The 12156-nt window shown below is 43.5% G+C and carries 11 protein-coding genes; 2 read left to right on the top strand and 9 right to left on the bottom strand.

Annotated features, from left to right (window positions below):
- Both ABTQ23_RS08585 and ABTQ23_RS08580 read right to left on the bottom strand, forming a co-directional pair.
- Nucleotides 1-1059: a phage major capsid protein, P2 family gene (locus ABTQ23_RS08585; RefSeq protein ID WP_408615292.1), complete on the bottom strand. Its 1059-nt coding sequence runs from the start codon at nt 1057-1059 to the stop codon at nt 1-3.
- An 11-nt stretch (nt 1060-1070) separates the two neighbouring features.
- Entirely contained in the window at nt 1071-1889 is an 819-nt protein-coding gene (locus ABTQ23_RS08580; RefSeq protein WP_408615522.1) for a GPO family capsid scaffolding protein, read from the bottom strand.
- Nucleotides 1890-2025: 136 nt separating this feature from the next.
- Here ABTQ23_RS08580 and ABTQ23_RS08575 point away from each other — a divergent pair, with 136 nt between their 5' ends.
- Nucleotides 2026-3780, top strand: coding sequence for a terminase large subunit domain-containing protein (locus tag ABTQ23_RS08575; RefSeq protein ID WP_408615291.1), 1755 nt, complete (start codon nt 2026-2028; stop codon nt 3778-3780).
- Entirely contained in the window at nt 3780-4733 is a 954-nt protein-coding gene (locus tag ABTQ23_RS08570; RefSeq protein WP_408615290.1) for a phage portal protein, read from the top strand. The genes ABTQ23_RS08575 and ABTQ23_RS08570 overlap by 1 nt, the downstream gene beginning before the upstream one ends.
- On the opposite strand, the gene ABTQ23_RS08565 is transcribed toward ABTQ23_RS08570, so the two are convergent.
- The 7 genes from ABTQ23_RS08565 to ABTQ23_RS08535 form a co-directional block, all read right to left on the bottom strand.
- Nucleotides 4730-6466 (bottom strand): P-loop NTPase fold protein, encoded by a 1737-nt coding sequence (locus tag ABTQ23_RS08565; RefSeq protein WP_408615289.1) that lies wholly within the window; start codon nt 6464-6466, stop codon nt 4730-4732. The genes ABTQ23_RS08570 and ABTQ23_RS08565 overlap by 4 nt on opposite strands.
- Before the next feature lie 72 nt (nt 6467-6538).
- Nucleotides 6539-6754: a hypothetical protein gene (locus tag ABTQ23_RS08560; RefSeq protein WP_408615288.1), complete on the bottom strand. Its 216-nt coding sequence runs from the start codon at nt 6752-6754 to the stop codon at nt 6539-6541.
- A 385-nt stretch (nt 6755-7139) separates the two neighbouring features.
- A complete protein-coding gene (locus ABTQ23_RS08555; RefSeq protein ID WP_408615287.1) occupies nt 7140-8258 on the bottom strand; it encodes a hypothetical protein in 1119 nt (372 codons plus the stop codon).
- Nucleotides 8258-9172 (bottom strand): phage antirepressor N-terminal domain-containing protein, encoded by a 915-nt coding sequence (locus tag ABTQ23_RS08550; RefSeq protein WP_408615286.1) that lies wholly within the window; start codon nt 9170-9172, stop codon nt 8258-8260. Before ABTQ23_RS08550 ends, ABTQ23_RS08555 begins: the two co-directional genes overlap by 1 nt.
- Nucleotides 9173-10139: 967 nt before the next feature.
- Nucleotides 10140-11156, bottom strand: coding sequence for a tyrosine-type recombinase/integrase (locus ABTQ23_RS08545; protein WP_408615285.1), 1017 nt, complete (start codon nt 11154-11156; stop codon nt 10140-10142).
- Nucleotides 11157-11158: 2 nt separating this feature from the next.
- Nucleotides 11159-11383 carry a DUF4224 domain-containing protein gene (locus ABTQ23_RS08540; RefSeq protein ID WP_408615284.1) on the bottom strand — a complete coding sequence of 75 codons (225 nt, stop codon included), beginning with the start codon at nt 11381-11383 and terminating at the stop codon, nt 11159-11161.
- A 90-nt stretch (nt 11384-11473) separates the two neighbouring features.
- Nucleotides 11474-11674, bottom strand: coding sequence for a hypothetical protein (locus tag ABTQ23_RS08535; protein WP_408615283.1), 201 nt, complete (start codon nt 11672-11674; stop codon nt 11474-11476).
- Nucleotides 11675-12156 lie beyond the last annotated feature (482 nt).

The raw sequence follows: 12156 nt of genomic DNA, 5'->3' as shown, positions 1-12156 counted from the left end.
TTAGGCATCCTGTTCTGCGTCGGTGGTGGTTTCGCCGTTGTCGTCGATTTGGTCGGTGCGCTGAATGTTTTCAACCACGGCGCCGAGGCCAAAGTCTTCAATCACGTAGGCATCGTTGGATGATTCGTAAGTGGCGATGCGGTCCCACTCTGGCTCTTCACGAATGAGGCGGCGGCGTGCGCCTTCTTGCCAGTAGATGGAGAGGTTTTTAAGGCTGGTGACCATCACCACACCATCTGGGAAGTGGGGCACATCCACATAAGGCAGGCCGCCAATGTGGGTGCGGGTGATGATTTCATCGGCGGCAAGTTCTTCGCGGTTACTGGCCGCGCCGCGCTCAATGGCTGCGAGCATTTTGCTGTGGATGAGGTTGCGGTCGATGATCGCAACGAGATCCGGTGATTTGCGATACCACGGGTCGAGCATTTGAATGGCATCGTAAACCAGCGCGTCGAGATTGGCGTAATCGCCACCATCGCCCAGCAAGATGGAGCCTTCTTTTTTGTCGCCACTATCAAGAACGCGATCGGTGGCTTTGTTGCGATATTTTTGCAACCAACCGATGTTGACGTCTTCAAGCAGTGGGTATTGGTCGCGGTCGGTATCGGCGGCCGCTTGGGTGCCGTGCCAGCCAACCATGATGCGGTCTAACGCCTGTCGCTGAATAATGGCGTTGGATAGGCGCGCTTGAAAGTCGGGGAATTTGGCCCAGGCATCGAGCAGCGCGTAGGTGACGTGGGTGTCGTAGTCAGTTTTTTTACAGGTGTAGTCATCGCTCGACAGAGCGGCAACATCGCGGGTGTTTCTGCGGGTTTTGGTGGTGTCGGTGCGGCTGGCAATGGTGCTGCCAACACCGAGCATCACCGATTCGCCGGATTGTTCGGTCACGCCAAGCATGTTGATGCGCCCTAAAAAGGCGGATGACTCTTGCATGGCGGTTTCGAGCCGTTGCTGAATGGTTGGCTCGACGTTGAATTTTTCGCTCGCGCTGCTGATCTGGTTGAGCTTGGCCTGCTGCGCGAGGTATTGGTTGAACTTATTGCGAGTGTCGGTGCGCATGAGTGCTCCTTTTAAAATTGGGCCAGCTGTTGGTTGCCACCTGTGATGGCGGGCCGTTCTGGATGGTTGGGCGTTTGCTCAAGTTCGGTTTTTAGGGCGTTAAAGTCGCGCTCAAGTTGCTGATGGGCCGCTTTAAGCTCGGTTAATGCCTGGGTGTGTTGCTCGCTCTGTTGGTATTGGCCCTGGGCGAACTCGACTAACTCACTAATGGCGGTGGCCAGTTCGTCGTCGTGGTGGCCTTGTTGCTGTTGGCGGTTAAACAGCGCTTTGAGTTTGTCGGTAAGGTGGGTGAACTTGCCGCCTTCGTCTTCAAACTCTTCAAATTCAAGCTCGGTTTCGGCTGCTTCACTAAACAGGGCATCGGGCGCTGATTTGCGATCTTTAAGCGGGCTGGCTTGTGGGTTTTGCTGGGCAAATGCGAGCATCTCGGTGCCAAGGCTTGCTGGTGAATCGGTCACTGCAAGGCCAGTTAAGTAGGCGCTGGCGGTTTTGGCAAAGTTCGGCTGCACTTCCATGCTGGTGTAAATTTTTTGTCGCCCTTTGACCATGTTAATGAGATCGCCCGTGGGTTCGATTTGGGCGAACAGGGCGAGCTTTTCTTCGCCATTGATGGTGACGGTGTCAGCTTTAACGGCACTGACATCACCATATGCACGAAAGGGTGACTCCGGCAAAATGCCGCGAATATGTTCAAGCCAAACGCGAGCGCCGTAGGTTTGTGGGTTGTAGCTTTGCGCCATTTGGGTGATCCAGTCGCGCTCGATTGTGCGGCCATCGGTAGTGGCGCCTTCAACCGCAACGCGAAACCATTTTGAGCGGGTTTTCTTCATGGTGTGTCTCAGTTTGCTGACAGTTGTGCTCATGGTCGAAACTGCAGCCATTTGCGGCAACGAGGGGCTGTTGTAGCCCATCGGCATACACTGGGCAGCCGTAGGGGCAAGGTGGGACTCTGGCCAATATGGGCGCATGAATGAAACGCCATTAATGCAAGACCATCGCCGCGCGGCTCGCTTTTTGTATTGGCAGGGCTGGCCGCTGGCTCAGATAGCAGATTACTTAGCCGAGAATGCCAAGACGGTGCGCTCGTGGAAAAGCCGCGACCAATGGGATAACGCCGATGCAGCTGAGCGCGTAGGTGGGGCGCTGGAAGTGCGCTTAATGCAGCTGATTTTAAAAGATGCCAAAACTGGCGGTGATTACAAAGAGATTGACCTTCTGCACCGCCAGTTAGAGCGCCAAGCTCGTATTAGCCGGTATCAACACGGTGGCAATGAGGCCGATTTAAACCCCAAAGTCGCCAACCGCAATGCCAAAGCCAAAGAGCCGGCTAAACGCAATAGTTTTACTGAGGATGAGATTGAGCAGCTGCAGGCGGCATTTTTAGAGCAATGTTTTGATTACCAAAAAGATTGGTATCGTGCGGGCAACCAGCGAACGCGGATGATTTTAAAGAGTCGCCAAATTGGCGCGACCTTTTATTTTGCCCGTGAGGCGCTGATGGATGCGCTGATAACGGGGCGCAATCAGATTTTTCTATCCGCTTCGAAGGCGCAAGCCCATCAGTTTAAAAGTTATATGCAGGCGTTTGTGAATGAGGTGACGGGCAAGCCGCTCACCGGTGATCCGATTGTGCTGGGCCATAACAATGCAGAACTGCATTTTTTAGGCACGAACTTTCGCACGGCTCAAGGGCGCAGCGGCAATTTTTATTTTGATGAGTTTTTCTGGACGCAGAGTTTTGAAGAGCTCAATAAGGTGGCCTCGGGTATGGCGCTGCATAAGAAGTGGCGCAAAACGTATTTTTCAACCCCATCGAGCATGGCGCATCCGGCCTATAAGTGGTGGACAGGCGAGCGGGTGAACCGTGGGCGGCCTAAAGCGCAGCAAATTCAGTTGGATGTGGCGCATCAAGCGTTGGCGCAAGGGCGGTTGTGTGAGGATAAGATCTGGCGGCAGATTGTCACCATTTTAGATGCGCAGCAGCGTGGGTGTGACCTGTTTGATATCGATGAGCTGCGCTTTGAGTACAACGCGGAGCAGTTCGCCAACTTGCTGATGTGTGAGTTTGTGGATGATGGCGCGAGCATCTTCCCGCTGGCGATGTTGCAGCCGTGCATGGTGGATTCTTGGGAGCAGTGGACGGATTACAAACCGTTTGCGCTGCGGCCATTGGCCGATCGCCCTGTTTGGGTGGGGTATGACCCGGCTGAAAGTGGCGACTCGGCAGGCATGGTAGTGGTGGCACCGCCGCAAGTGGCAGGCGGTAAGTTTCGGGTGATTGAGCGGGTGCAGTTTAAAGGGATGGATTTTGCCGCTCAGGCGCGCGCCATTGAGCAAGTTACCCAGCGCTATTTTGTCACTTATATTGGCTTGGATGGCACAGGTATGGGCGCTGGTGTGGCGCAGTTGGTGAAGCAGTTTTTCCCCGCACTCACCACGTTTAGTTACAGCCCGCAGGTGAAAACCGCCTTGGTGCTCAAAGCCTATGATGTGATTAAAAATGCGCGGCTGGAATACGATGCGGGTTGGACGGATTTATCACAAAGTTTAATGGCCATTCGCAAAACGGTGACGGCTTCGGGCCGCCAATTTACCTACACCGCCGGGCGCAGTGATGAAACCGGCCACGCCGATTTAGCCTGGGGCTTGTTTCATGCCCTGCAAAATGAGCCGCTGGAAGGGCGAACCGAAACCAATAGCGGCTTTATGGAGATGTTCTAATGAGCGATAGCGTTGAGATGTTTACCTTTGGGGACCCAGAGCCGGTGCTGTCGCATCGGGATTTGCTGGATTATATGGAATGCTGGCAGAACGGCAAATGGTACGAGCCACCGCTGTCGCTGGGCGGGCTGGCAAAATGCACGCGCGCCAGTGTGTATTTGCAAAGTGGCCTGAACTTTAAGCGCAATATGTTAAGCCGCGCATTTGTGCCGCATAAACTCTTAAGCCGCGTTGCGTTTGAGCAGTTCGCCATGGATTGGTTGTGCTTTGGCAATGCCTATTTGGAGCGGCGTACCAATCGCTTAGATAGAACCATTGAGTTAAAACCGATGCTGGCGCGTTACATGCGGGTTGGCATAGAGAAGGATGTGTATTATCAGGTGGAATCGTTTCATCAGGCGCATAAGTTTGCCAAAGGCAGCGTTTGCCAGATACGTGAGGCCGATGTGAATCAGGAGATCTACGGTTTGCCCGAGTGGTTAAGTGCGATTCAATCGGCATTGCTTAATGAGGCGGCAACGTTGTTTCGCCGTAAGTATTACCAGAACGGCAGCCATGCCGGCTTTATTTTGTATATGACCGATGCGGCGCAAAATGAGCAAGACATTGCCAACCTGCGCGAGAAGATGAAGCAGAACAAAGGCCCGGGTAATTTTCGAAATGTGTTTATGTACGCACCGAACGGCAAAAAGGACGGGATTCAGTTGATCCCCATTAGTGAAGTGGCCACCAAAGATGACTTTGCCAGCATTAAAAACATCAGCCGCGACGACCTACTGGCTGCACTGCGCATCCCACCACAATTGATGGGCATCATCCCACAAAACGCCGCCGGCTTTGGCTCGCTGCAAGAAGCCGCACAAGTCTGGGCCGACAACGAACTCGCCCCACTGCAAGCCCGTTTAAGTGTGGTTAACGAGTGGGTGGGGGAAGAAGTTGTTAGGTGGGGTTAGTCATCCGGTTCAACATCGAAGAACTCTTTAATTCGGCGACGGTTGAAGTCACTTTCGCTGGCAATCTGTTTTAAGGCTGCAATCGTGTTTTCTTCGATTTTCTGATAGAGTAATATATTAGGAATAGAGTCTTTGTTTTTAAAACTCCTATATTTTAATAGCCCTTTTGATATTTTTCTATTCACGTTGTTCTGTTCATTTTTAATCCAACCAATAAGAATATCGGTACTTACTGTAGATAAATCTTTTAGTTCCCAATCATCAGCCATATTTTGTTCTAAGTTGGAAATTGCTATATAGATGTTAAACTTATATTTATTGTTTAAATAATGTTGAAATAGCCTACGGATATCTTTATTTTTTATCCTCATGTTGAAAAAAGCTTTGTCGGATTCTGACATCTTTAATTGGGGGTGTTCTTCTTTGTATTTTTCTATATAAAAAATTTTATTTATTGATATTCCTGTTTGATTTATTAGATCAAACAAAGAAGAAAGGTATAATATATTTATATTCTTAATGTTTGTGTCTAATAATTTTTTTATTTCTGTGTGAAAATAATGTTCATTACAATTAAAGTCGTCATAGTATTTTTTTTGTAGAGAAACTATTAGAAAATTGATATTTTTAATTAGTTCTGCATTTGCATTATCAACAATAGCATTATAAGTTTTTTTGTATTCAAAAAAACCATTTTTAAGATAAAAGTCTATATGTTCATCAAAAGGAGAATATTGAAGATTTAGATTGTTTAATATTTCATCTGCCCAGCTTTCATCTTGACTTTTTTCTCTTGGTTCTTCCCCTATTAACGTTAAATCAAAAGGCCCATTTTTGTATTTTTCCTTTAAAAAAGTATATTTTGACTTTTCTGTACATATATATTCCATCCAAAAAAGAAAGGTTATCTGGGGTAAAATAAACTTTGTTAAATTGCTCTCTGGAATGTTTTTTTCTATATTCTTAAATTCGTCATAACAATTTTTTATATTTTTAAATAACCTAATATTGTTGCAATCTAGTATTTTTAATATTTTCTCTATTTCTAAAATGTTATCATATTCTTGGTTAAATATAATAATTAAATTATCAGCGATTGTTGGTGAATACTTTAATTCATGGTCAATTATTTTCTCACGGTATGCTTTTAAATCTTTTTTGTCATTATCATCAAAAGTATCTTCGTTAAAAATAAGTATGATTTTACACTGTTTCTTAGTTCGAAGTTCATCGATTAACCCTAAAATTTCTTTTAATGATAAATTGCCTTTCCTTTCAATATCATCAATACAGATTAAGTAGTTGTTAACTAGACTATACTCTATTTTTTGTTTGACATAATCAGAACCATCAATAAAAGGAATTTTTATAGAAATAGAGCGGAAAGTGTTTGGTAACCACTTGAAAAATTTATTTTTGGAAGAAACATTCTTTATCCTTTTTAAGGCATTATTTAGCCTATCGATACTTTTTTCATCTTCTTGGATATTTTCTTTTTTAAGATAAATGTTTTCATAAAAAATATCAGATTTAAGCTGTTCAAGAGTGTTTTTACCAAAGAGAGAAATGTAGCTATATGCTTTAAATTTTAATTTATTGTTTTCAATTTTATCGTTGATGAAATGTTCCCAAAAATAGGTTTTGCCTATTCCCCAATCACCTTTGAGAGCGAGGACTTGAATCTCACTTTTTGGGTCTAAAAATTTGTCGAGTGTTTTGTCTAATTCATCCATGGAGCCTTCCCGTGTAATGCTGCTATATCAGATGGATAGCAGCATTACTTTAGCAAAAGCACAATAAACTGACTAGCGAATGGAGCTAGTTCCATCCACATGTTGAATAACATTACTCACTTGGTCATTCATCAATTCCAGAAAGCGGGAGAGGTGTTCGGGGTTCACCTGCAGAACGTCACCTTTGGCGGTGCCATCATCCAGCATAAAGCGCATCAACTGCAGAGTGCCTTGAAGTTCTTGCAATGTGTTGAGATCTGAATCAGAAATAGCGTATGAATTAGACATAATGTCATCCTGTTTGATTTTAGTGTGTAGCAGCAACTCCAGTTAGTAGCTGGAGAGCCGGGTCTCAACTAGAGCTCAAACAGATGCTCCGGGCCTATTCCCCTTGCGGGTGTTGTATTAACGCCTCTCAACCCGGCCATAAAATAGGCATGGGTGCACACTGCAATAAATCGCAGGCACAAAAAAACCGCAAAGGCTTACGGGTGCGGATAACCGCTGTTTGATTTCTAGTATCAAAGATCATAGCCCGCCCACCAGGGGCGGTCAAGTGCAGGATGCCGGGTTTCAACTAGAGCTCATACAGGAGGCTCCGGGCTTATTCCCCTCAAGGGTGTTGTATTAGACCTCTCAACCCGGCTATAGATAGTGTCCACTATTATTAGCGCTAGCAGTGTTTTTTAAAGTTCTTTGCGTGTTGAAAATCCTTCCCTGGCTTTTTAGGTGAGTAATTACATTGATTAATGAAGTCATTTTGAGGGATGACATACATGTTTGGATCATTTAATAGTTTGAAATATAATTTATTCGGAGCACTTAAAATAACATGTACGCCATGAAAAGTTTGATTATTTCGGCATACTGAATTATTGGAACTTAGATCGTCTTGTCTAGTGCAAGGGTTTTTAAAATTATCTCTTAAAACATCATATTTTTCATCATAAACTAATTCGATGCTAGCATAATAATCACCTTGACGGAAAAATCGCATGATTTTATTTACAAATATATTATTTTTCTGCGTCAAAATAAAATAAATTAATAAAACAAAAATAAGAGCATATTCAAATCTTAATTTATATTTATTGTTTATTTTTATGAATTTCTCTGAAGGTAAGTATACAAATGATAGTATGATGGAATATGCTATATTGAATATGGAAGTTATCCAGATGGAATCAACATTATTTTTTGGATATAACGTTATCCAAAAAATATAAAAACAAAATTGAAAAATAAAAATGAAGAACAATATAAATAAATATGTACATATTCCACTTAAAGTTTTTATGTTGAATTTACATACTATGTTTTTATCTTTATATATGAGTAGGCATAAAGATATTATACTAACAACAAATATTATAGTCCAAGTGGTAAATGTATTTTTTAATCCAATCTCGTAATGGTTTAATAAAAGAGAAGTTACTATAGAAAAGCAATAGATGGCTATTATTGTTCTATAAAATATTTTTATGTTCTTAGATGCATTTTGGATATCTTCGCTAAGATTGATAGTTAAAGGTGCATATATAAGGAAAAAATACAGAAATCCTGTAATTATTATGGCAGATGCTGCAATTAACATGAGGTATTTATAATCGGATATTATAAAGGGTAATTCATGCAGTAGACCATATTCATTTAGATAGGAATAAATAATGATAAAACCTAAAAATATAGTGAATGTTGATCCAACTAGTAAAGATTTTGTTTTTTGAAAATATTTTATTGTTTCTGTAACTTCCGTTTTTGGTTGTTCTACTTTAGATTTTTCTTCTGCCATTAATCTATATTTCCTTCAAAAATCCAACACCGAACCACTTTCCCATTGATTTGGCTGATGACTGCTTTATTTTTTGCCAAGAATTTGGGAGAGTCACACTGTCGGAGTACTTTACGGAGTGTGTCAACACTAGCTACGACACAGTTATTATTAATAAACTCTTTTTGAACTTGGTGTAAATCGAGGGCGATTAAGTTATGGATAGGGCTGTGATCTAATCGAACTCCTGAACGTTCTAGCCCAGCGAGATTAGCCCAGAATAGTTGCGCTTCTAATGGAGCACTTTCCGGAGCAATATCATCATCGGGAAGAAAAGGGTTTTCTTCATCTAAAATTGCTGAAACTTGAAGAACTCGGTCACGTAAACGCTTTCGATTAAACTTCGATTGTATTTTTTCCAATTTATAGAGCAAGTTGGCTTCAAGCATCACATAGTGTGCATAATCTTTTGGGGGCAGGTTATTGGGAATCTTAAGCGGTTGTCCTTCTCTGTGATGTTTAGTCGTCCAGTATTGCCAAAGTGCTTCGTCGCACTGCTCTTGGTAATGCTCCACTTTAGCTTTGAGTTCGGGTTTCACTTTATTCGGATTAATAGTGTAAAGCCAGCCTGGTAATTTACGCAAAGGTAGGCAGACCATCTCATATCTTTTCCCATCTGAACCTTGTGCTTTAAGTGATTTAACAACATTAGCAAATCGGGTATCTATTTTTTCTTTTTGCGGAGACCAGCTGAGGCCGAGGTTTTCTGCAAGTGGGCGAATAGGAACGTAGGGAATATCGTTTTGCTCAATCAAGATTAAGTTATCAGAGTCAAAGTCCACGTGATATATATTTGTGTCGCCTATCATACCTGCTTCATTTATTCGCTTGATAAATTCAGTCGTACTGGAAAGCAGTACAACTGAATTTGCCACTCTTATTGAACGTTCTTTTAGACTGCGGCTATTTTATAAACCAATCAATAGCCCTGTCAATTTCACCCCGGCGCGCGCAGTCGACTCCCCGCCACGCCTGCGCGCTTTTTGTATCAAAAATGCTGCAGTGCTGCATATGCGTTGAGACCAGACAGGGCAGGCGCTTAGCCGCGATTTTGCGTGCTGCAAATGGATGCGGAATGCTGCAGTGTCGGCCTGTTTTTACGGGGTAATCAATTGCACTTGGAAAAGTTATCGCACTATTGATAAATCAATCGGATTTAGGGAATTTTTATGAGATGGCCACCGGAAAAAGGTGAGAAGGTGAGGAAACCCCTATATTACGGGTTAACTATTTGATTTATATGAATTACACAAAGGTGAGAATACGGTTAGAAAAGGTGATGTTAAAAGGTGAGGAATTTTAAAAATGTTCTAACTATATGATTTTATTTAAATTGTTCATTACCCTTAAATAGGGTGATCTCACCTTACCAAAAGGTGATGACATCACCGTTTTAGCACCGATTTCTCACCTTTTGCACACTATATTAACTATATGATTTATATATAAATATAGTATTATTTTAAACTTCCTCACCAACATCACCTTTTTCCGGTGGCCGAACAATAATTTTTACCTTATCTATTTATATAAGTATCAATATCTATATTTCTCTCACTCAAGAACAATTCTACATCCGTTCTGTTTGCGCTCTGTCAGCACTGTGCATAGGCTTGATGCGAACCGAAAGTTTTCATTCCAGTAAGATGATGAAATAAACGTTTTACACCATTTTTACACCAAAAATCACTTAACTTGTTGAAAAATATATGTTGTTAAAATCCGGCCCCGGGCACCACTCCTTCTTCTTGATTCTTAAAGCTTTTCTAGCTGAACATTCCATTAGAACTTTCTAAATTACGTTTTAAAACGTCGTTTTCAGAATATTTTTCAGAATATAATTCATTTTTTTATGTCTCCATCGACAGCTCGAACGTGCTTAATTTTGCGATCATAGCGCGCTGTTTGGCGGATATCTTTGTGGCCTGAAATCATCTGTTTTTCTTCTAAAGTGCCATTTAAGTCAGAGATCCCTTTTGCTTTTAAGTCATGAAATGTGAAATCCATCGGTAAGCCTGTTTTTTCACGAACTTTACTGCGTGTTTTTCGCCACCGGCTACTAAATCCATCTCGGGTAAAACGGCTGCCATCGGCTTGGCAAACTACGAATGTTGAAACAACGCCTGGTTTATCTGTGAGTCGTTTTGATAAAGCAATGGCTTTGCGTAGGCGAGGGGACCACTCTTTGATTTGTTCAACGCCGGTTTTCCCTTGAGCGATATAAATTCCCTCATCTAAGATTTGGCTCGTTCGCATTGCTAAGATGTCGCCCTGGCGCGCACAACATAAATATGCCAGTTCCATCGCCACTTGAATGACTGGGGCTGCGGATTTATACAGTGCGTCATATTCCATATCGGTGATATAACGTTTACGACCTTTTTCTTTAAATTTGCGAACGCCTTTGCATGGATTGCTTTTGCAGAACCCGCGTTCGTAGCCAAAGCGAAAGCAGCGCGAGAAGAAAGCATGCTCACGGTTCGCTTGAGTGCGTGATTGTAAGCCTCGTTTATCCATATACAGGCGCACATGTTCGGGCTTAACTTTATTAACATTCATTTTGCCAAAGACAGGTAACACTTTTTTGGCGTACTTACGGTAATCTTTTCGCGTCTCGTTCGCGAGTTCTTGAAAGTCAGCGCTTTTGAAGAAACAGTTCACTAAATGTTGGACAGTCTCAATGTCTTCTATTTCTTTTACTTTCTTCTCAAAGGCTAGCCATATATCAGGAATTGAAGCCTCTAAAGAGCACAGGCGGATTGTTCCGCCTGCTGCTGGTTTCCATTCATAGGCACTGCGGCCTCGATAAACCCGTTTAGGTAACGCATAATCCTGCGGGTTGGTTCTTTTCCTTGCCATCTCTACATCGCATCCATCGCACTAAAATCTGGTACATCTTCGCTTTGTGTCATCGTTCTAGGGTGATTGACGTGATACCAGGTCAATTTGGGTTTCCCATAGCGATCGATAATATGATAGATGCCATTGCGAGCTAAAACCTCGATTTGCAGGTTTGCTCGACTCGCGCCCGTGAGCTGCGTTAACTCATGCTCCGTGAGTATGGTCATGTCAGCTGTGTCGTTCATGCGGCCTCCTGATTCTGTCCGTGTTTAATTCCAATCCTTGCCAGATAAAATACTGCAATGGTGATTAAGGTGATCGTCATGTCGGCTCTCCTATAACATGCCAAAAGAGTGTTCTAGAAACTCTTGTTTTTTCGACTCGCTATATTCGGAGCGGACAAGTTCTCTGGATACGCCATAGCCATTGCACAAGTTCTCATCTTTGATAAAGGTGAGGGAGACGCGCCATTTAGTTTGTTGAATGGTCAATATGCCGCCTCGAACGCGCTCTCGTTGTGTTTGATGTTCTAACATGTCGATTCCTTATCTCGATAGGCCTCATCTGTTGGGCGGGTGAGGTCGTGGATGCGAACTCGGTGCAGGGTGTGCCAGCATTTGGCGCTTCCATGAAATAAGCCGCCGGGAGCGTCTTTACAGCAGCCCTCTGGCAGTTGATGGCCGCAGGTGGGCATTTGCACAGCTTTTCTCGAATGGCTGGCAGCTCGTCGTATACGCGGTGGATCAACGCTTCTATGGTATCTTGCGTGTTGTCGTAGTTGTGTTCGACGCCTTCTGGATAACTAAAGAAGGTGCGAATCACTTCTAACCGCTCAATATCGACAGGGTAGAGCTTTAAACGAAGCTCTGTGACACCTAACGCTTTTTGGCGTTGCCGATGGGCCTGCTGGCGTTTGCGGGCCTGTTCCTTTTGGTTTGCTTTGAATCGCCACTGATTTCCTAGACACCTTTTAGTTAGATAAACTAGCTAAAAAAAGAGGTGTCCATGAGCCATAAAC

It is taken from the genome of Celerinatantimonas sediminis, from assembly GCF_046054195.1.
GTDB lineage: Bacteria > Pseudomonadota > Gammaproteobacteria > Enterobacterales > Celerinatantimonadaceae > Celerinatantimonas.
The sequence above is the reverse complement of the archived record's forward strand: the minus strand, read 5'-3'. Positions and strand labels throughout refer to the sequence as shown.

Excerpts from the sequence above, each read along its gene's own strand:
- ABTQ23_RS08585 (WP_408615292.1), bottom strand. The coding sequence starts at position 1,059 with ATGCGCACCGACACTCGCAATAAGTTCAACCAATACCTCGCGCAGCAG.
- ABTQ23_RS08580 (WP_408615522.1), bottom strand. The coding sequence starts at position 1,889 with ATGAAGAAAACCCGCTCAAAATGGTTTCGCGTTGCGGTTGAAGGCGCC.
- ABTQ23_RS08575 (WP_408615291.1), top strand. The coding sequence starts at position 2,026 with ATGAATGAAACGCCATTAATGCAAGACCATCGCCGCGCGGCTCGCTTT.
- ABTQ23_RS08570 (WP_408615290.1), top strand. The coding sequence starts at position 3,780 with ATGAGCGATAGCGTTGAGATGTTTACCTTTGGGGACCCAGAGCCGGTG.
- ABTQ23_RS08565 (WP_408615289.1), bottom strand. The coding sequence starts at position 6,466 with ATGGATGAATTAGACAAAACACTCGACAAATTTTTAGACCCAAAAAGT.
- ABTQ23_RS08560 (WP_408615288.1), bottom strand. The coding sequence starts at position 6,754 with ATGTCTAATTCATACGCTATTTCTGATTCAGATCTCAACACATTGCAA.
- ABTQ23_RS08555 (WP_408615287.1), bottom strand. The coding sequence starts at position 8,258 with ATGGCAGAAGAAAAATCTAAAGTAGAACAACCAAAAACGGAAGTTACA.
- ABTQ23_RS08545 (WP_408615285.1), bottom strand. The coding sequence starts at position 11,156 with ATGGCAAGGAAAAGAACCAACCCGCAGGATTATGCGTTACCTAAACGG.
- ABTQ23_RS08540 (WP_408615284.1), bottom strand. The coding sequence starts at position 11,383 with ATGAACGACACAGCTGACATGACCATACTCACGGAGCATGAGTTAACG.
- ABTQ23_RS08535 (WP_408615283.1), bottom strand. The coding sequence starts at position 11,674 with ATGTTAGAACATCAAACACAACGAGAGCGCGTTCGAGGCGGCATATTG.